Source organism: Actinomadura madurae, assembly GCF_900115095.1.
GTDB classification, from domain to species: Bacteria; Actinomycetota; Actinomycetes; order Streptosporangiales; family Streptosporangiaceae; genus Spirillospora; species Spirillospora madurae.
Genome location: NZ_FOVH01000029.1, coordinates 16241 through 36318 on the forward strand (window position 1 = coordinate 16241; position 20078 = coordinate 36318).

Sequence of the window (20078 nt, forward strand, 5' to 3'; positions counted from 1 at the left end):
TGCGCTGATGGCGTTGTTCCTGCTGCTCCCCGCCGGGTGCGGGGGCGGCGACGAGAGCGGCCCGCGGGGAGGGGGGACCCGGTCCGCGACTCCTTCCGCACGTGCTCCCTCGCCGTCGGCGACCACGGAACCGGCCGTTCGGGGCCCGGTCTACCTGGACAGGGACGACTGCGTGCGGCAGGCGAAGGTCGGCGGCGGGACGGGCTACCCCGAGGTGGACTGCGCCGACCCCCGGGCCTACGCCAAGGTGCTGTCCAGGTACCTGGTGGAGAGGGTCCCCCAGTTGACCGCGAGCGAGTGCCACGACGACGCCGACCTGATAGTGGACATGCGGGAAAGCCTCCGCCTGCTCGGCACGTACGGAGGTGACGAGGGGTATGCGTGCCTGCGCCTCCGCAAGCCGCCCCATCCCAGTGACCCGGGCCGCGGGGGCGGGCCGCGCGCCCGGGTCGGCGACTGCGTGACGGTCAGCGAGGACGATTCCGGCGTGATCACCCGGCTCGTCATGGGGAACGAGGTGCCCTGCGCCAAGGCCAAGCGGGGTTCCACCTACCGGGTCGTCAAGCTCGTCACGGCTCCTCGCATCAAGGGGCCGAAGTGCCCCGGCTCGTCCGAGCAGTTCACCCCCACGTCGCTGCTGGGCGGCTCGACCGACCCGTTGGAGCAAGTGGAATTCGTCTGCGCCAAGAAGCTCTAGGCGCGTCAGGTGACCGCCGGATGGGGTTCCAGCCGCGGGTCGCGGGCGCGCGGACGGGTGAGGCGCCGTCCGAGCCGCTGGGCGGGAGCCTCGATCCAGCGTTGCGAGGCCCAGCTCAGCACGATCAGGGCGAGGAGGAAGAAGCCCAGGCCGACCGCGTCCTCGCGTCCGGAGACACCGAGGAACTGCGCCGCGACCATCAGCAGCAGCGGATGCAGGAGGTAGACCGAGAAGCTGATGGTTCCGAGGCCGGTCGCCCAGCCGGGGAAGCGGGCGTGGCGCAGCCGCCAGGCCGCCCCGAACGCCAGGGCCGCCGCCACGACCGCGCCGCACCAGACCAGCTGGGCGTTCCGCCCGTAGGGGGCCGCGTTCCACGTCCCGGCGACGAGCGCGCCGCCGATCACCACCGCGCCCGCCGCCGTGCCGGAGCGCCGCGTGATCTGGCCGTGCTCGGCGCGGTGGATCGCGGTGCCGAGGAACATGACCGCCAGCATGACGAGCCCCTCCCACGCGCTGATCCGGCCGTTCAGCGTGACCAGCGCGGCGGCGAGCAGGCCGCCGAGGAGGCCGCCGGCGGTCCGCGTCGCGGGGCGGCGGGACATCGCCGCGCCGATCGCCACCACCAGCGCGGCGGCGGTCACCGCGACCACCGGGCCCGTCCCGACGGTGCGCGACAGCAGGCCCGCCGGAGCGTGCGCGCCGGTGAGCAGCCCGCCCGCGGTCAGCGTGACGGCCACCAGCGCGACCACGGTGATGACGACGGCGGCCGGCGCCGAGCGGCGGTGCCCACCGACCACGAACAGCGCGACGATCAGCAGGTAGAAGGCCATCTCGTAGGAGAGCGTCCACAGCACGTTCATCGCGTTCGGGACGTTCAGGACGTCCTGGAGCATCGTCATGTGCGCCAGGACGGCCGTCGCGGGCGAGTACGTCTCCAGCCCGGCCCGCAGTCCCAGCACACCCAGCAGGAACGGCAGGACGGCGAGGAGGCACGTCACCGCGAGCAGCGGGTAGATGCGGAAGAACCGGCCGATCCAGAACCCGCGCACGCTGCCCCGCCGTTCCAGCGACGCGGGCACGATGTACCCGCTGACCAGGAAGAACACGAGCACGCCGACCAGGCCCGGATCGAACCAGTCGGCCATCCGCGCACGTAGTCCTGGGAGGTACACATAGCTCGCGTGATGCAGCGCCACCGCCAGGGCCGCCCCGCCCCGCAGCGCATCAAGCCACCCAAGCCGGGACGTTGCGGAGGAAACATCCGAGGCGGGAATCATCCCGACAGACTAGACTCTCAGCCCCCATCCGTACCGCCGAATCCGGGTCGCGTATCAATCGGATATACGCCGTGAAATAGGCGAGAACGGATGTCCGAGGTCCCCGGTGCCGGGCGGCCCCGGGCGGCTCGGCACGATGAGGGGATGACGACACTCCCGTTGAGCCCTGATGAGCTGCTGACCACGACCCGTACCGTCCGCAAGCGACTCGACCTGGAACGTCCCGTCCCGATGGAGCTCGTCCGCGAATGCCTGGAGGTCGCCCTCCAGGCGCCGAGCGGCAGCAACCGGCAGGGCTGGCAGTGGGTCGTCGTCACCGACGCCGGCAAGCGCGCGGAGATCGGCGAGTACTACCGGCGCTCGTTCAGCGCGTACGCCCAGGGCGGGGGATCCGCCGCCGGCCTCTACAAGGACGATCCCGAGCGCGCCGAGGTGCAGCGCCGCGTCGGGGACAGCGCGGCCTACCTCGGCGAGCGCATGGGCGACGTGCCCGTACTGGTGATCCCATGCCTGCGGCTGCCCGGCGGCGAGTTCCCGGACGGCAACCAGGCCGGCCTCTGGGGCTCGCTGCTCCCCGCCGCGTGGAACTACTGCCTCGCCGCCCGCGCCCGCGGGCTCGGCACGGCGTGGACGTCGCTGCACCTCGTGTACGAGCGGGAGGTGGCGGAGCTGCTCGGCCTGCCCGAGGACGTCCGCCAGGGCGCGCTCATCCCGACGGCGTACTACACCGGCGAGACCTTCCGTCCCGCCTCCCGCGTGCCGCTGGACGAGATCCTCCACGTCGACGGCTGGTGACCGACCCCCGACAGGGGGCCGCGCGACGCGCGGCCCCGCCCCCCGTCAGCGCGCCGTGCGGGAGGCGGGGCCGCCGGCCCCGGGCGGGGCCCACCGACCCGGGCCGGGAGGGGGGCCGGCGCCGAGAGCGGGGGGAGCGGCGCCGGCCCCGGGATCGTGTTACGGAAGGCCGTTCAAGAAGGGCTCGTGGCTGTTCATGAACTCCCAGCCGTAGTAGCCGTCCCAGTTGACCGACCACGCCATCAGCCCGCGCAGGGCCGGGGACGTCCCGCCGCGCAGCGGGTACGACCCGCAGTCCTGCCCCTTGACCAGGCAGTTCACCGCTTGCTGGACCTGGGCGGGCGGCGTGTGCCCGTTGCCCGCGCTGACGGCGGCGGGCAGGCCGATGCCGATCTGCTCCGGACGCAGCCCGGGGAACGTGTGACCGGTGTTCGCGACCGGGAAACCGGCCTTCACCATGTCGGTCATCGCGATGTGGAAATCGGCGCCGCCCATGGTGTGGTACTGGCCGTCCAGGCCCATGACGGGACCGGAGTTGTAGTCCTGGACGTGCAGGACGGTCAGGTCGTCCCGCAGCGCGTCGATCACCGGCAGGTACGCGCCCGTGCGGTTGTCGCCGGCGCCCGCGCCGCCGTAGAACTGGTGACCGACCTGCACGAAGAACGTCTCCGGCGCCATCGTCAGCACGAAGCCGCTCCCGTACTTGGCCTTGAGCGACCTCAGCGCCGAGATCAGGTTGACGATCACCGGCGTGGTCGGGTTGCGGAAGTCGGTGTCGCCCGGGTCCAGGTAGAGCGAGTGGCCCTCGAAGTCGATGTCCAGGCCGTCCAGCCCGTACCGGTCGATGATCTCCGAGACGGACCGGACGAACGCGTCCCGCGCGGCCGTCGTCGTGAGCTGCACCTGGCCGTTCTGGCCGCCGATCGAGATCAGCACCTTCTTGCCCTGCGCCTGCTTCGCGCGGATCGCGGCGATGAACTCCTCGTCGCTCTCCACGTTCGGGCACTCGCTCGCCGGGCACCGCGTGAAGCGGATGTCACCGGACGTCGGCGACGTCGGCTCGCCGAACGCGAGGTCGATGATGTCCCACGCGTCGGGGACGTCCGCCATCCGCACGTAGCCGGACCCGTTGGCGAAGCTGGCGTGCAGGTACCCGATGAGCGCGTGCCTCGGGAGGTCGGCGGCGGCCGGGACGTTCTTCGCCTGCGCGGGGCTCGTGGCCCCGACCAGCAGCACGGCGGCCAGCGCCGCCAGAACCCGGATCTTCGTCATGACGGCCCCCTACGGCAGCGTGTCGAGGTGCGGGCCGACGGTGCCGGCGAAGCGGCCGCCGTTGGTGACGTCCCAGTTGATGGACCACGTCATCGCGCCGCGGATGTCCGGGTAGGTGCGCGCCGGCGTGAACGAGCCGCATCCGGTGCCCTTGGCGAGGCAGTCGAGCGCGTCGGTGACCGTCGACGGCTCGACCACGCCGCCGCCCGCCGCGCCCGGCCCGGCGGGCAGGCCCAGCGCGACCTGGTCAGGGCGCAGGCCGTTCTCCAGCTGGATGCACGCCAGCGCGGTCATGAAGTCGACCGTCCCCTGCCCGTACACCTTCTGGTCGCAGCCGAGCATGGTGCCCGAGTTGTAGTACTGCATGTGGACGACGGTGAGGATGTCCTTGATCTTCAGCGCGAGCTGGAAGTACGACCCGCCGGTGGACTGCATGTCGATCGTCTGCGGCGCCATCGTGATGATCAGGCCGTCCCCCGCCGCGGAGCGGAGCGACCTGAGCGCCTTCTCCATGTACGTCGGGTTCAGGCCGTTCTCCAGGTCGATGTCGACGCCGTCGAAGCCGTACTCGGTCATCAGCCCGTGGACGGAGTCGGCGAAGAGCTGCGCGGAGGCGTCGTCGGAGACCTGGATGGCGCCCTTCTCGCCGCCGACCGAGAGGATGACCTTCTTGCCGGCGGCCTGCAGGGCCGCGATGTCGGCCTTGAACTGCTCGTCGGTGTAGCCGCCGAGGGCCGTAGACAGCTCGGGGTCGACCCGGAACGTGACCTCGCCGGCGCGGGCGGTGGCCTCGCCGAACGCGACCGCGATGAGGTCGTACTCGTCCGGTACCTGGGAGAGCTTGAGCTCCTCCGCGGGATTGACGAAGTCGTGCCAGTACCCGGTCAGGAAGTGCTCGGGGAGCTCCGCGGCGGCGGGCCTGGCGGGCGCCGCGGCCGTCGTCGCGGCGTGTGCCGCGGGCGCGACGGCGAGTGGGAGGAGCAGGGCGGCGAGGACGCTGAGAGTGGAGCGGGGGGACAAGGGGGTACTCCCTGGGTCTGGTTGCCGACGGATTCCCCCGAAACCCGTGTCGTTCGCGTTATAGATAGGAAGGTTTCCTGTCTAATTGGCCACAGTAGGCCACCGTCCACAGCCGGGCAAGGCCCTTCCGAAAAGGCCCGATCGGCCCGCCGCAACCAGCCCAGTTCGAGGACCGAACCACCGGTCCCGGGCTCCGAAAATCAGCGACTAACGCCCAAGAACGCGCTCGCCACCAGCAAATCTCACCAATCACGCCGCGACACGCGGCCCATCACACGGGCGGCGCGGATCGTCCGGTGGACGATCCGCGCCGCAGTTCGGAGGTGTGGGGTCAGAAGCCGGCCGTGATTCTGGTGAACTCCCAGTTCTGCTGGTCGATGCCGCTGCAGCTGGACGTCACGCCGCCGCCGGGGCAGGGCCGGTCGCGGTTGACGGACCAGTACGCCAGGCGGGCCAGGCCGTGCGACTTCGCCCAGTCGCGGATCCGCGTCCAGGTCGCCGGGGACGTCAGCTCCTGCTGGTCGGACAGGCCGTTCATACCGGAGATGCCCATGTGGGAGTAAGCGGTGGCGTCCGACCACCCGAACGCCGACTTGAGCGCGTTCTTCAGGCCCTCGGAGGCGTTGACGGTGTTGCCGTACATGTCCGCGCCGCCGCCGAAGTCGAACGGCATGATCGTGAACACGTCCACGTTCGCCTGGAGCGCCGCGGCCCGGTTGATGAGGCGGGTGCCCCAGTAGTTCGGGCCGGTGGTGCTCGTGCCGAAGGTCAGGATCGTCTGGATGCCGGGGTTCCGCTGCTTGACGATCTTCAGGGCGCCGAGGATGCGGTCCTGGACGACCTCGTTCTCGAACTCGTCGCTGTTCTCGATGTCGACGTCGACGGCCTTGAGCCCGAACGCGTCGATCACCTGCTGGTAGGCGCCGGCGAGCGCCTCGGGGGAGGAGCAGTTCGGGCCGAGCTTGTTGCCCGACCAGCCGCCGATGGACGGCAGCACGTCACCGCCGGCCGCGCGGATCTGGGCGATGGCCTGCTCGTCCGCGCCGCCCCTGAGCGGGCGGTTGCCGTCCCACGCCGCGTTGCACCCGCCGCCCGACAGGATGAACGCCATCGTGAACCACTTGATCCCGGTCGCGTTCATGACCGTGGCCGGGTTCGGCGGTTCGCCCCAGCCCATGTACAGGTAGGGCGCGGCGTGCTTGCCGCCGGCCGGCGGGGTCGTGCAGCCGCTCGTGGTCGCCGTCACCGAGCCGCTCGCCGCGGACTCCCCGGCGGAGTTGTACGCCCTCACCGTGTAGGTGTGGTCCGAGCAGGTGGCCAGCCCGCCGATGGTGGCGCTCGTCCCGGTCACGGTGGCCCGGACGGCGGAGCCCTCGTAGACGCGGTAGCCGGTGACCGACCCGGACGACGCCGGCCACGACAGTGTGAGCGAGGTGTTCGTCTTGCCGGTCACGCTCGGCGCCCCGGGTGCGGACGGCGCACCGGGGTTGCCGCCTCCGGTGCAGGACGAACCGTTGATCGTGCAGTTCTGCGGCGTCCCGGACCCGCTGACGATGAAGCCGAACGAGACGCTCGCGCCCGCGGCGACGGAGCCGTTGTACTCGCGGTTGGCGAACGCGGCGTGCTGCCCGGACGTGGTGAGCAGCGCGTCCCAGTAGGTCCCGACCGAGGAGCCGGACGGCAGGTCGAACTCCACCTTCCAGCCGGGGACCGCGGCGGCGGTCTCGTTCTTGATCGTGTACTTGGCCTCGTAGCCGGAGCCCCAGTCGGCCGACTTGGTGAAGGTCGCCGTCACGGAGGCGGCACTGGCCGGGACGGGGACGAGCAGGGCGAGGAGCAGGGAGCAGAGGGCGGTGAGCAGGAGGCCGGGCAGGAGGCGTCTTCTTCGCAAGGTCACTCCCGGGTAGGAAGACGTGGACGAGCGGGCATCCCCCGAACCCCGAGTCGGTCGCGGTGATCTAATAGGAAACTTTCCTATAAAGTCGACTGAACGGTAACCACCCGGACGCCGTCCTGCAACCCCCGTGGAACGCGCCCGCTCGCGCGCATGACGGACCCCGTGCCGACCACTCCAGGTAGCCGGCCGGTCCACCCGCCGAATGGCTCCGGCGGAAGTCCCGAAATCAGTCGTCGGCGGTGCTCTCCGTTCCGATCCGCGTGATGAGACCGCTCTTGTAGGCGACCGCGACCGCCTGCCCGCGCGTTCCGACGCCCAGTTTCTTCAGGACGTTGTGCACATGGGTGCGCACGGTCGTGATGGAGATGGAGAGCTCCCGCGCGATCTCGACATTGGACGCGCCGCGGCCGAGCAGCAGGAGCACTTCCTTCTCGCGGCCGGTGAGGTTGGCGCTCAGCGAGTGCCCGGCCTCCTTCGGGGCGGGCGCGTGGCGGGGGCACAGGGCCTGCCGGGCGCTCTCCGGGAGGAGCAGCGTCTCCCCGGCCATGACCAGGCGTAATGCCTGGATCAGTTGGTCCGACGAGGTGTCCAGGGAGAGCACGGCGGAGACGCCGAGCCCGACCGCCTCGACCGACCGGTGCGCGCTCTCCGTCTTGGCGATGAGGATGACCTTGGAGAGGTCGGCCAATTCCGCGAGTTCCCGCTGATGACCGACGAGGGTCAATGCGGGAGCGACGACGAGCGTGATGTCGGGACAGTTCTCGGCGGCGTCCCGCAGGACCAGTTCCCCGGTGGTGCGGCCGATGATCTCGATCTCCGGCTCGCTTTCCAGGAGCGCGGAGAAGCCGTCGGCGAAGAGCGGCTTATCGCAGCAGAGGAGCAGCCTTTGTTTCAACCCCATCGGACCTTTTTGCCACCTCGTGCCGGTGCTGCAGGCAGAACACTGCATTCGATTCTTGACCCCCGGTCGTGCTTCGAGAATCGGGCTCCGGCCACCGGGGCGGCGGTGAGCGGAGGCGTCGGTGGTTGAAGATTCATCGGATCTACGGGCGTGCACTCTCCAATAGGGTCACGTGCCGAGCGCACGCCGATGATGGCGGGCGCTTCGTCGTGACAATGTATCGCGATCACGGCGGTGGGCTCTGGGGCCTTTTAGTCATGTCTTTATCCCTCGGTCCTTCGGCAACCCGAAGGCCGCCGAGAAACATGAACGATCATGACTTGGCGGCCCCGGCCCGCGGCACGGCTCATGGATTCGCTGTCAATTGGTCGGGCAATTGCCGGGCCGGCCCGCCCCGGCCGGGAAGTCGGCCGCTGTCAAAGGGCGTTCGACCCGGCCGTGGTCGCCATCACGGCCCGGTCAGTGGTTCGTCAGCGCGATCGTCAGCGCAATGCACGACAGTCGGGACCGTCCACTGATCTCAACGCCGTTCACGCGGCATGGGGGGAAGTCGTGAGTGACGTGTACGACCGGTTGGTCGATCTGCTGGTGGACCGCTTCGAGGTCGACCGGACGGCGGTGGGGCCGGACGTCGTCTTCCAGGAACTGGAGGTCGACTCGCTGTTCCTGGTGGAGCTGCTGCTGGTCGCCCAGACCGAGTTCGGCGCCGAGTTCGGCGAGGACCTGGTGTCGCCCTCGGACACGATCGGCCGCGCGGCCGACCTGATCGAGCGGCAGATCACGACGGCGGCCTCGCCGTGACCACGGCGGACTTCCTCATCGGATACATCGCCGACGCCTGGATGGGCGGGGACGCCGACGGGCTGCGCACCGACACGCCGATCCTCGACCTGAACATCATCGACTCGGCGGCGATCTTCGACCTGGTGCACGCGCTGCAGGCCGAGTTCGGCGTCACCGTCCCGCTCCGGGAGATCACGCCCGCGAACTTCGGGTCGGTCGGCGCGATCGCCGCGCTGGTCGGCCGCCTGGACGAGGAGGAGAAGAGCGTCCGATGACCGACCTGGCCCACAGCGCCCCGGCCGGCCGGCAGGTGCTGGAGATCATCGCCTCGAACACCCTCTACGACGTCTCGCGGCTGCGGCCCGAAAGCCACCTCGAAGGCGAGCTCGGCGTCGACGCGGCCGTGCTGGACGCCATCCTCGGCGACGTGCGGGACCGCTTCGGCCCGGACGTGCGGCTGCCCCGCGAGGCGGCCACGCCGCAGGACCTGATCGACGCGGTGGAGCGCTCGCTCGCCGCGACCCCCGGCCCGGCCGCGCAGGCCGGCCCGCCGGACGGCGCGAAGCTCGCCGAGGCGGTCATGACGGCGGCGATGCGGCACACCCACTACCGGCGCGACCAGCTCGACCTCGACGCCGAGCTGGAGGCCGAGCTCGGCATCGACTCGGTCGTGCTCGCCTCGATCATCGCCGACGCCGCCGAGGAGCTCGGGCTCTCCGGCCCGGCGCCGGAGCTCACGGTGCCGAATCTGCGTGCCCTCATCGCCGAGCTGGGCGACCGCGCGGCCGGGGACGCGCCCCGCCCGGAGCCCGCGCCGGCGGCCCCCGCGCCCGCCGGCCCCGGTCCGCGCGAACTCGCGGTCGGCGAGCTGGATCCCGTCCGGCCCGCAACGGGCACGACGTGGGACGACCGGTCCATGCGCGACTTCATGGACGACCGCGACCCCGACCTCTTCGCGAAGGCCCGCGGGTTCGCCTCCTACCTGCGCGGGCGCGAGGCCGAGCACCTGTACTGGTACGGGATGCCGCTGCGGTCGCGGTGCGCGAACCGGGCGCGGATCCACGACGAGCTGACGGGCCGGACCCGCGAGTTCCTCATGTTCGCCTCGAACAACTACCTCGGGCTCGCCAACCACCCGCGGGTCATCGACGCGGTCTGCGAGGCGACGCTGGCCTACGGCGCCACCAACACCGGCTGCCGCATCATCGGCGGCACCAATCATCTGCACAAGGAACTGGAGCGCAGGCTCGCCGCGTTCAAGCGCCGGCCCGCCTGCATCGTCTACCCCGGCGGCTACCCGGCCAACCTCGGCGCGGTGTCCGCGCTGGTCAAGAGCCACGACGCGGTCATCGTGGACAAGCTCAACCACATGAGCATCGCGGACGGCTGCAAGCTGTCCGGCGGCGTCCGCAAGATTTACGGGCACAACGACATGCGGGCCCTGGAGCGGGTACTGGAGCGGTGCCGGGACCAGGTGCGCGGCAAGCTCATCGTCACCGACGGCGTGTTCAGCATGCACGGGGACGTGTGCGACCTGCCGGAGATCGTCCGGCTGGCGCGCCGCTACGGGGCCCGGATCATGGTGGACGACGCGCACTCGACCGGCGTGCTCGGCGAGCGCGGTTCCGGCACCGCCGAGCACTTCGGCCTCAAGGGAGAGGTCGACCTGGAGCTCGGCACCATGAGCAAGACCCTCGCCGGCATGGGCGGGTTTGTGGCCGGTGACGAGGAGGTCATCGACTACCTCCGCTTCTACTCCAACTCGTACGTGTTCGCGGCGACGATCCCGGCCGGGGTCGCGGCCGGGCTGATCGCGGCGATCGACATCATGGAGGAGGAGCCGGAGCGGCTCACCGCCCTCTGGGCGAACATCCGCCGGCTGCGCGCCGACCTCGCCGGCGCCGGGTTCGACCTGGAGAACACCCAGAGCGCGATCCTGCCGATCGTCGTCGGGGACGAGCGCCGGGCGATGGAGATGGGCCGGGCGGTGCGCGCCCGCGGCCTGTTCTGCCAGACCGTCGTCTTCCCCGGGGTGCCGCTCGGCGACGCCCGGCTGCGGGTGAGCGTCACCTCCGAGCACACACCCGAGGACCTGTCCCTCGCCGCGCAGATCTTCGTCGACGCGGCGCGCGAGACCGGCGTCCTGCCGCGAGGGGCGGCCCGGTGAGCGCGCGGCGGCTCGGCATCCTGGACGAGGGCCTCGCCGGGCTCCCGGACGTGGAGTCGGCGGAGCACGCGGCCCGCCCGGCCCTCCTCGGGCGGCGGACCGTCTCCTACGGGGAACTGGCCGCGACCGTGGAGCGGACGGCCGCCGGCATCCTCGGGCTCGGGGCGCGCCTCGGCGACCGCGTCGCCGTCTGGATGGACAAGGGGCCGGAGTACGCCGAGGCCGTCCTCGCCGCCCTGCGCGCCGGGTGCGCCTACGTGCCGATCGACGGCGGGCAGCCCGCGGCACGGGCGGACACGATCCTGCGGGACGCGGAACCGGTCGTGCTGTTCACCGACGCCCGCCACCTCGCGCTGCTGTCCGGCATGGAGCCGCCGCCGTCCGTCAAGGCGATCGTCGTGGCCGACGGGGCCGCGGCGGGCGTTCCGGCCGTCGGCCGGGACGCGTTCCTGGACGGCGCAGGGAAGGTGGAACCGCCGCGGGTCACGACCGGCGACCTGGCCGCGATCCTCTACACGTCCGGCTCCACCGGGGCGCCGAAGGGCGTGAAGATCTCGCACCGCAACCTCACGGCGTTCACCGGCTGGTCGCGCGGCGAACTGGACGTCGGCGCCGACGACGTGTTCGCCAACCACGCGTCGTTCAACTTCGACCTCAGCACCTTCGACCTGTTCGTGGCGCTGTCGGTCGGCGCCGCCGTGTGGATCGTCGAGGACGGGCAGGCCCGGGACGTCGCCGCACTGGCGGCCGGCGTCCGCGAGCACGGCGTGACCGTCTGGTACTCGGTGCCGTCCATCCTCACCCTGCTGACCGTCGCGGGGGCTCTGACGGACGAGACCGTCCGGAGCCTGCGCTACGTGCTGTTCGCCGGGGAGGTCTACCCGATGCCGCGGCTGCGGGAGCTGAGCGCCCGGCTGCCGCGCGGGACCGTCCTGTACAACCTGTACGGGCCGACGGAGACCAACGTCTGCACCTACCACCGGGTCCGTCCCGAGGACCTGGAGCGGGACGAGCCGCCGCCCATCGGCCTGCCGGTCGGGAACGCGCGGCTCATCGTCGTGGACGAGCACGACCGCCCGCTGGACGGCCCGGACGCCCTCGGCGAGCTGGTCGTCGAGGGCGACTGCGTCACCCCCGGCTACTGGGGCCGCGACTCCGAGCCGCCCGCCGACCTGCACCGCCGGCACCGGCACCCCACCGGCGACCTGGTGACCCGGGGCAAGGACGGGCTGCTCGTCTACCGGGGCCGCAAGGACCGCATGGTGAAGGTGTCCGGCTACCGCGTCGAGCTCGGCGAGATCGAGGCCGTGGTGCTGCGGCATCCCGCGATCGCCGAGGCCGCGGTCCTCGTCACCGGCGAGGGCACCGGCGCCCGCCTCGCCCTCTACTACGCGGTCCGCGACGGCGCCGCGCCGCCCGGCCTGATCGAGGTCAAGCGGCATTGCGCGGAGCATCTGCCGAAGTACATGGTCCCGCACGCGGCGACCCGCCTCGCGGCGCTGCCGCGCAACTCCAACGGCAAGGTCGACCTCGGCCGGCTCCGCGGCGGCGGGGCGGACAGCCCGGCCGCCCCGGCGCCCCTTCCGTCATGAGCGGTGGAACGATGACGCGCACGCACCTGATCGACGGCCACTGGGACGGCCCCGAACCGGAGACGGTGGCAGGGATCCTGCGGCACCACCTCCGGCGGACGCCGGACCGGCTCGCGTACCGGTTCCTGACCGGGACGGGCGGGCAGAGCGAGTCCTGGACCTACCGGGACCTGGACGCGCGCGCCCGCGCCGTGGCGGGACGGCTCCAGCGGGAGGGGCTGCGGAACCGGCCCGTCCTGCTGCTCCTGCCGCCCGGCCTGGAGTACGTCGCGGGGTTCCTCGGCTGCCTGTACGCGGGCGCGATCGCGGTCCCCGCCTACCCGCCGGACACCGGGCGGACCGGCCAGACCCTGGACCGGCTCGCCGTCATCGCCCGGAACGTGCGGGCGGGGTGGGCGCTCGTGGACGAGGAGCAGAAGCGCTCCCTGGAGACCGGGGCCGGAAGCCGTGGCGAGCTGGGCGCGACCGGGATCCGCTGGCTGGCGAGCACAGACTGCGGCCCGGACGACGCGGACGCGTACGCCGATCCCGGGGTGAGCCCGGGATCGCTGGCGTTCCTTCAGTACACCTCCGGCTCCACCGCGACGCCGAAGGGCGTCATGGTCAGCAACGAGAACCTGGTCGCCAACCTCCGGACGATCCACCTGACGCTGGAGCACGACCGCGACTCCGCCCTGGTGTCCTGGCTCCCGCCGTACCACGACATGGGGCTGATCGGCGGCCTGCTGACGCCGCTGTACGGGGGTCTCCCGGCGCACCTCATGGCGCCGAGGACGTTCATCCAGCGTCCACTGCTGTGGCTGGAGACGATCTCCGAGACCCGCGCGACGACCGCGACCTCCCCGAACTTCGGCTTCGACTACTGCCTGCGCAGGATCTCCGCCGGGCAGGCGGCCGGGCTCGACCTGCGCTCCTGGCGGCTGGCGCTCAACGGCGCCGAGCCGGTGCGCGCCGACACCCTGGACCGGTTCGCCGAGCGGTTCGCGCCCTGCGGCTTCGACCGGCGGGCGCTGCTGCCCTGCTACGGGCTGGCGGAGGCGACCCTGCTGGTCAGCGGGGCCGCCGCCGGGCGGGAACCACAGGTCGGGACGCTCGACGCCGAGGCGCTGGAGAACGGCCGCGCCGAACCCGCGGCGGAGGGGCGCCGCTCCGTCCGCAGCGTCGGCTGCGGGCCCGCCGCCGACCGCGTCGGCGTCGCGATCGTCGACCCGGCCACCCGGCGGCGCCTCCCCGCCGGCCGGGTCGGCGAGATCTGGGTCAGCGGGCCGGGCGTCGCCCGCGGGTACTGGCGCGACTCGGGCGCCACCCGCGAGACGTTCCAGGCCCGGATCGAGGACGGGGACGGCACCGCGCACCTGCGCACCGGCGACCTCGGCTTCGAGCGGGACGGCGAGCTGCACGTCGTCGGGCGGCTGAAGGACGTCGTGATCGTCCAGGGCCGCAACCACTACCCGCAGGACGTCGAGCTGACCGTGGAGCGCGCGGACGGCGCGGTCCGCGCGGGCTGCGGCGCCGCGTTCGCCGTCGACGTCGACGGCGCCGAGGAGATGGTCGTCGTCTTCGAGGTGGACGGGAACCGCGCCGGGGACACCGGTGAGCTGCTCGCCCGGCTCCGCGCCGCCATCGCCCGCGACCACGACGTCTCGCCACACGCGATCGTCCTGGTCGGGCGGGCGTCCGTGGGCAGGACGACCAGCGGCAAGATCCAGCGGCAGGGCTGCCGGCGGGCGTTCCTGTCCCTCGCCCTGCCGGTCGTCGCGGCGAGCGTGGTCCGCGAGTCCGGTTCCGCCGCGGCCACGGCCGCGGCGCCGGACCGGGCGAGGATCCTCGGCCTCATCGGGTCCGCGACCGGCCGGACGGACGTCGGGCGGTGCTCGCTCGCCGACCTCGGCCTGGACTACACCGGCCTGCTGGATCTCGCCGCTCGGCTGGAACGCGACCTCGGCCTGCGCGTGCCCATGGGCGAGCTGCTCACGGACCCCACCGTGCCCGCGCTGCTGAGACTCCTCGGCGCGGACGAGGACCGCGCGCCCGCCGGGCACCCGGCGCCCGGGGCGTCCGGCCGCAGCGCGGCCGACATCGAGGCGTGGCTGGTGGAGAAGGTCGCCGCCCGGCTCGGGCTGCCCGCGCGGACGATCGGCACGACCGTCCCGTTCGCGACGCTCGGCCTCGCGTCCAGGACGGCGGTCGCCATCGTCGAGGAGCTCGGGGCCTGGCTCGGACGCGACCTCGCGCCGAGCACCGTCTTCGAGCGTCCCACCATCCGCGATGTGGCGGACCTCCTCGGCGCCGAACCCGAACCCGGCGCGCGTCCCGTCCCCCGGAGCGATGAGCCGGGACCCGCGGAACCGGTCGCGGTCGTCGGGATCGGCTGCCGCTTCCCGGGCGCGCCCGACCCCGACGGGTACTGGCGGCTGCTCCTCGACGGGCGGGACGCCGTCGCCGGCGTGCCCGCCGGACGCTGGGACGCCGCCGGGGTCGACGCGCCGGCCAGGGGCGGGTTCCTCGACCAGATCGACCGGTTCGACGCCCGCTTCTTCGGGATCTCCGCGCGCGAGGCCGAGCGCATGGACCCCCAGCAGCGCCTCCTCCTGGAGGTCGCCTGGGAGGCCTTCGAGGACGCGGGCATCGCCCCGGACGGCGCGGCGGGCGGCGACACAGGCGTGTTCGTCGGCATCAGCAGCCACGACTACGGCGACCTCCAGATGAACGACCCCGCGTCCGTCGACGTGTACGCGGCGACCGGCACCGCGCACTCCATCGCGGCGAACCGGCTGTCGTACCACTTCGACCTGCGCGGGCCGAGCCTGGCGATCGACACCGCCTGCTCGTCCTCGCTCGTCGCGGTGCACGCCGCCTGCCGGAGCCTGCGCGCCGGCGAGTGCGGCATGGCGCTCGCGGGCGGCGTCAACCTGCTGATCAACCCGGTGCTGTCCGTCGCGTTCGCGCGGGGCGGGATGCTGTCGCCGGACGGGGCGTGCCGCACCTTCGACGACGCGGCCGGCGGGTACGTGCGCGGCGAGGGCGCCGGCCTGGTCTGCCTGAAGCCGCTGTCCCGGGCCCGCGCCGACGGCGACCGGATCTACGCCGTGATCACCGGCGCGGCCGTCGGGCACGGGGGCCGCGCCAACGGCCTCACCGCGCCGAAGGGATCGGCGCAGCGCGCGGTGATCGAGCGGGCGCTCGCCGAGGCGGGCACCGGCGGCCGGGGGATCGACTACGTCGAGGCGCACGGCACCGGCACCGCCCTCGGCGACCCGGTCGAGTGGGAGACGCTCGCCGCCGTGTACGGCGCGGGCCGGGCCGCGGACGCGCCCTGCCCGGTCGGTTCCGTCAAGGCCAACATCGGGCATCTGGAGGCGGCGGCCGGCATCGCCGGGCTGATCAAGTCCGCGCTGGCCGTCTGGCACGGGGAGCTGCCCCCGCAGCTGCACTTCACCACCCCGAACCGCCATCTGACCTGGGAGGGCTCCGGCCTCACCGTGCTGACCGGGCCGGCCGGGCGGACCCGCGTCCCGCCGTCCCGGATCGCCGTCAGCTCGTTCGGGTTCGGCGGCGCCAACGCGCACGTGATCGTCGGACGCGCGGACGAGGCGCGCCCCGCCGAGCGGCCGGGGCCCGAGCGGCCCGTCCAGGCGCTCTGCCTGTCCGCGCACACGCCGACCGCGCTCGCGACCCTCGCCCGGCGGTACCGGGCGCACATCGCGGCTCGGCCGGACGTGGAGCTCGCCGACCTGTGCCACGCGGCGAACACCGGCCGCGCCGCGCTCGGGCACCGCGCCGCCATCACCGCGCGGTCGATGACCGAACTGGGCGGGGCCCTCACGGCGCTGGCGTCCGGCGAGGCGTCCGCCGGCGTGCTGCGGGGGGAGCCCGCCGGACGCGGTCCCCGCGCGGCGTTCCTGTTCAGCGGGCAGGGCACGCAGTACCCGGGCATGGGACGCGGGCTCTACGAGTCCAGCCCGGTGTTCGCGGAGGTCATCGACCGGGCCGACGAGGTGCTGCGCCCGCTGATCGGCGGTTCGCTCCGCGACCTCGTCTTCACCGAGGACGATCCGGCCCGGCTGAAGGCCACCCGGTACTGCCAGCCGGCCCTGGTCGCCGTCGAGGTCGCGCTCGCGCGGCTGTGGGAGTCGATCGGCGTCCGGCCGGCGGGCGTGCTCGGCCACAGCGTCGGCGCTTTCGCGGCGGCGTGCGTCGCGGGCGCGCTGACCCTGGAGGACGCGCTCACCCTCGCCGCGACCCGCGGCCGCCTCATGGACGAGCTGCCCGGCTCCGGCGCGATGATCGCCTGTGCCGGGGACGCGGCGGCGATCGAGTCGGCCGCCGCCGCGAGCCCCGCGGTCGCGGTCGCCGCCGCCAACGCGCCCGGCCACCTCGTCCTGTCCGGCCCGGAGGAGGAGATCGGGCGGCTCACCGGCGACCTCCAGGCGAAGGGCGTCACCGTCCGGCGCCTCGCCGTCTCGCACGCCTTCCACTCGCCGCTGATGGACGGCGCCGCCGAGCCGCTGCGGGAGGCCGCCCGCGCGGTCGCGGCCCGCGAGCCGGACATCCCGTGGATCTCCGACCACACCGGCGAGGCCATGGGCCGTCCCGACGCCGGGTACTGGGCCGGCCACCTGCTCGGCACCGTCCGGTTCACCGACGGTGTCGGCGCCCTCCGGCGCCTCGGCTGCGACGCGTTCGTGGAGGCGGGGCCGCACCCCGCCCTCCTCGGCCTGGTGCGCGCCGGGCTCGCGGACGCCGCCGGGACCGTGCTGTCGCTGCCGTCCCTGCGCCGCGGGGGAGACGACTGGCAGACGTTCCTGCGGTCGGCCGGCCGCTGGTACTGCGCGGGCGGCGGCGTCCGGTGGGCCGGCCTCGACGCCGGGCGCCCGCGGCGCCGGGTCCCGGTGCCCCACGCGGTGTTCGAACGCAGCCCCTACTGGCTCGGACAGCGAAGGGAGATCGAAGTGAACGGCAACGGATACGGGCACGCCGGCCGGACGGAGGGGGCGGCGGCGCCGGGCGCCGAGGCCGGCAGGGTCCTGGCCTGCGTCGCCCAGGTCTCCGGCTTCCCCGCCGACCAGATCCCGCCCCACGCCCACGTCGGCAGCGAGCTGGGGCTCGACTCGCTCATGAAGGGCGAGCTGGAACGCCGCCTCGCCCCGATGTACCCCGGCCGGGTCGCGGAGCTCCGCCACACCCTGCCCGAGGACTTCACCGTCGCCCAGCTCCTCGACGCCCTCGGCATCGCCGATGCGGCCCCGCCTGCTCGGGCGTACGAGCCCGCCGTCCAGGCACCGCCCGCCGCGCCCACCCCGGCCCCCGCCCCCGCACCCGCTCCGGCGCCCGCCCCGGCACCGGCTCCGGTGCCGGAGGAGCCGCGGCCGGTGGTGATCCAGCGGCGGTTCGAGGAGTGGGACGAGTACGCCGAGATGCTGGAGCGGCTCCGGCTGATCGAGTCGAGCGGCCCGAACGCCTACGAGCGCGTCCACGACGGGTTCAACTCCGGCCTGATCCAGATGCACGGCCGCCGGATGGTCAACTTCTCGGCGTTCAACTACCTGGCGCTGTCCTCCCACCCCCGGCTGCGCGCGGCGGCCAAGGCGGCCATCGACCGCTACGGGACGTCCTGCTCGGCGACCCCGCTGCTGTGCGGGGAGACGCCGCTGCACCACGAACTGGAGGCGGAGATCGCCGGGTTCCTCGGCACCGAGGCCGCGATCGTGTTCGCCGGCGGGCACGCCACCAACGTCGCGACCGTCGGGCACCTGTTCGGACCCGAGGACCTCGTCCTGCACGACGAGTGGATCCACGACAGCACGGTTCGCGGCACCCTCCTGTCGGGCGCCCGCCGCCGGTCGTTCCCGCACAACGACTGGCAGGCCCTCGACCGCGTCCTCGGCGCGATGCGCGGCCGGTACCGGCGGGCCGTCGTCGTCATCGAGGGCGCCTACAGCCAGGACGGCGACTTCCCCGACCTGCCCCGCTTCATCGAGGTCAAGCGGCGCCACGACGCGATGCTGATGATCGACGAGGCGCACTCGCTCGGCGTCCTCGGCCGGACGGGACGCGGCATCGGCGAGCACTTCGGGGTGGACCCGGGCGACGTCGACCTCTGGATGGGGACGCTCAGCAAGGCCATCGGCAGCCTCGGCGGCTACATCGCGGCGCGCCGCCCGCTCATCCAGTTCATGAAGTACACGACGCCGCTCTACATCTTCAGCACCGGGATCTCCCCGGCCAGCGCCGCCGCCGCGCTGGAGGCGTTCCGTGTCATCCGGGACGAGCCCGAGCGGGTCGCGCGGCTGCGCGAGCTGGCGGAGCACTTCCGGAGCGCGGCCCGCGCCCGCGGCCTCGACACCGGCGTCTCGCGCGAGACCGCCGTCATCCCCATCATCGTCGGCGACTGGGGCCGGGCCATGGAGATCTCCAGCGCGCTGCTCGACCGCGGCGTGAACGTGATGCCGATCGGCCACCCGGCCGTGCCGCGCGACAAGTGCCGGCTCAGGTTCTTCGTCAACGCAGACCACCGCGAAGCCGACCTCGACCGCTCCCTCGACCTTCTGGTGGACGCCATGGACCCGACCTCGCAGAACAAGAGAACGCCGTACGAGCCGTCGCACGTGCCGCGCCACCGCACGTCGCCGCGCGTGGAGGACAGGGCCGAGACGGGCGGCGCCGACGTGCTCGTCACCGGCGCGTCCGGGTTCATCGGCGGCCACCTGACCCGGCGGCTGACCGAGATCGGGCACCGCGTCCGCGTCCTGGTCCGGGAGGGGAGCGACCGGTCGGCGTTCGCGGACCTGCCCGTCGAGGTCGAGGTGGGGTCGCTGACCGACCTCGACGCGCTGCTGCGCGCCACCGCCGGAGTCCGGCACGTCTACAACTGCGCGGGCAAGTCCGCCGACTGGGGGCCGTGGGAGGAGTTCGAGCAGGCCAACGTCACCGGCTGCCGCAACCTGGTCGACGCCGCGCACCACGCGGGCACCGTCGAGCGGTTCGTGCACCTCAGCACCACCGACGTGTACGGGTACCCGGTCCGGCCGTGCGACGAGCGCACCGAGCCGAAGGACATCGGCCTGCCCTACAACCGCAGCAAGGTCCTCGGCGAGAGGGCGGTGAGGCGGGCCGCCGAGAAGGCGGGCCTGCCGCTCACGGTCATCCGGCCGGTGTCGGTGTACGGGCCGCGTAGCAAGGACTTCGTCATCGAGATCGCGAACCTGCTGAAGAGCCGGCAGATGGTCTACGTCCGCAAGGGCACGGCCCCGGCCGGGCTCCTCTACGTCGGCAACGCCGTGGACGGCATGATCGCCGCCTGCGGGTCGGACGCCGCCGCCGGGAAGGCCTACAACCTGCGGGACCCGGAGACGGTCACCTGGCGGGAGTACATCGAGGCGCTCGCCGCCGGGCTGGGCGTCCGGCCGCCCGCGGTGAGCCTGCCCCGCCCGCTGGCCGCCGGCGTCGCGGGCGCGGCGGAGAAGGTGTACGGGACGCTGCGCCTGAAGTCCCGTCCCGTGCTCACGCGGCACGCCGTGCATCTGCTGGAGCGCGACCAGTCCTACCCGATCGACCGGGCCCGCGAGGACTTCGGCTTCAAGGGCGAGGTCGCCTTCGAGGAGGGCATGGCACGGACGATCGAATGGCTGGAGTCCCCCGAAGGCCGCGAGCACCTCGGTGGCTGACATGTCGACG

The 20078-nt window shown here is 73.0% G+C and carries 12 protein-coding genes; 7 read left to right on the plus strand and 5 right to left on the minus strand.

The window, feature by feature from the left end; all coding sequences use genetic code 11:
* Positions 1 to 172: 172 nt before the first annotated feature.
* Entirely contained in the window at positions 173 to 697 is a 525-nt protein-coding gene (locus BM339_RS44825; protein WP_021594429.1) for a hypothetical protein, read from the plus strand.
* A 5-nt stretch (positions 698 to 702) separates the two neighbouring features.
* Here BM339_RS44825 and BM339_RS44830 read toward each other — a convergent pair whose 3' ends face one another.
* Entirely contained in the window at positions 703 to 1974 is a 1272-nt protein-coding gene (locus BM339_RS44830) for an acyltransferase family protein (RefSeq protein ID WP_075024802.1), read from the minus strand.
* A gap of 144 nt (positions 1975 to 2118) precedes the next feature.
* Between BM339_RS44830 and BM339_RS44835 the strand changes: the two genes are divergently transcribed.
* Positions 2119 to 2769: a nitroreductase family protein gene (locus BM339_RS44835; RefSeq protein WP_024935151.1), complete on the plus strand. Its 651-nt coding sequence runs from the start codon at positions 2119 to 2121 to the stop codon at positions 2767 to 2769.
* A gap of 159 nt (positions 2770 to 2928) precedes the next feature.
* Here the strand turns inward: BM339_RS44835 and BM339_RS44840 are convergent, their stop codons facing one another.
* From BM339_RS44840 to BM339_RS52130, 4 genes are all read right to left on the minus strand, one after another.
* Positions 2929 to 4041: a chitinase gene (locus BM339_RS44840; RefSeq protein WP_075024803.1), complete on the minus strand. Its 1113-nt coding sequence runs from the start codon at positions 4039 to 4041 to the stop codon at positions 2929 to 2931.
* 9 nt (positions 4042 to 4050) lie between these two features.
* Positions 4051 to 5061 carry a chitinase gene (locus tag BM339_RS44845; RefSeq protein WP_218163933.1) on the minus strand — a complete coding sequence of 337 codons (1011 nt, stop codon included), beginning with the start codon at positions 5059 to 5061 and terminating at the stop codon, positions 4051 to 4053.
* A 331-nt stretch (positions 5062 to 5392) separates the two neighbouring features.
* Positions 5393 to 6952 carry a cellulose binding domain-containing protein gene (locus BM339_RS44850; protein ID WP_024935150.1) on the minus strand — a complete coding sequence of 520 codons (1560 nt, stop codon included), beginning with the start codon at positions 6950 to 6952 and terminating at the stop codon, positions 5393 to 5395.
* 232 nt (positions 6953 to 7184) lie between these two features.
* Positions 7185 to 7859 (minus strand): response regulator transcription factor, encoded by a 675-nt coding sequence (locus BM339_RS52130; protein ID WP_021599295.1) that lies wholly within the window; start codon positions 7857 to 7859, stop codon positions 7185 to 7187.
* A gap of 552 nt (positions 7860 to 8411) precedes the next feature.
* On the opposite strand from BM339_RS52130, the gene BM339_RS44860 reads away from it, so the two are divergent.
* Genes BM339_RS44860 through BM339_RS44880 form a run of 5 tightly spaced genes read left to right on the plus strand, consistent with a single transcriptional unit; the run spans position 8412 to position 20068 of the window.
* Positions 8412 to 8660, plus strand: coding sequence for an acyl carrier protein (locus tag BM339_RS44860; protein WP_024935148.1), 249 nt, complete (start codon positions 8412 to 8414; stop codon positions 8658 to 8660).
* Entirely contained in the window at positions 8657 to 8917 is a 261-nt protein-coding gene (locus BM339_RS44865; protein WP_021599293.1) for an acyl carrier protein, read from the plus strand. The genes BM339_RS44860 and BM339_RS44865 overlap by 4 nt, the downstream gene beginning before the upstream one ends.
* On the plus strand, positions 8914 to 10809 hold the full coding sequence (locus BM339_RS44870) for an aminotransferase class I/II-fold pyridoxal phosphate-dependent enzyme (protein WP_075024804.1): 1896 nt from the start codon (positions 8914 to 8916) through the stop codon (positions 10807 to 10809). The genes BM339_RS44865 and BM339_RS44870 overlap by 4 nt, the downstream gene beginning before the upstream one ends.
* Positions 10806 to 12401 (plus strand): amino acid adenylation domain-containing protein, encoded by a 1596-nt coding sequence (locus tag BM339_RS44875; protein WP_218163934.1) that lies wholly within the window; start codon positions 10806 to 10808, stop codon positions 12399 to 12401. Before BM339_RS44870 ends, BM339_RS44875 begins: the two co-directional genes overlap by 4 nt.
* A gap of 11 nt (positions 12402 to 12412) precedes the next feature.
* Positions 12413 to 20068: a type I polyketide synthase gene (locus BM339_RS44880; RefSeq protein WP_075024805.1), complete on the plus strand. Its 7656-nt coding sequence runs from the start codon at positions 12413 to 12415 to the stop codon at positions 20066 to 20068.
* Positions 20069 to 20078: the final 10 nt, after the last annotated feature.

Coding starts and splice junctions, on each gene's coding strand:
- BM339_RS44830 (WP_075024802.1), bottom strand. CDS start 1,974: ATGATTCCCGCCTCGGATGTTTCCTCCGCAACGTCCCGGCTTGGGTGG.
- BM339_RS44835 (WP_024935151.1), top strand. CDS start 2,119: ATGACGACACTCCCGTTGAGCCCTGATGAGCTGCTGACCACGACCCGT.
- BM339_RS44840 (WP_075024803.1), bottom strand. CDS start 4,041: ATGACGAAGATCCGGGTTCTGGCGGCGCTGGCCGCCGTGCTGCTGGTC.
- BM339_RS52130 (WP_021599295.1), bottom strand. CDS start 7,859: ATGGGGTTGAAACAAAGGCTGCTCCTCTGCTGCGATAAGCCGCTCTTC.
- BM339_RS44870 (WP_075024804.1), top strand. CDS start 8,914: ATGACCGACCTGGCCCACAGCGCCCCGGCCGGCCGGCAGGTGCTGGAG.
- BM339_RS44880 (WP_075024805.1), top strand. CDS start 12,413: ATGACGCGCACGCACCTGATCGACGGCCACTGGGACGGCCCCGAACCG.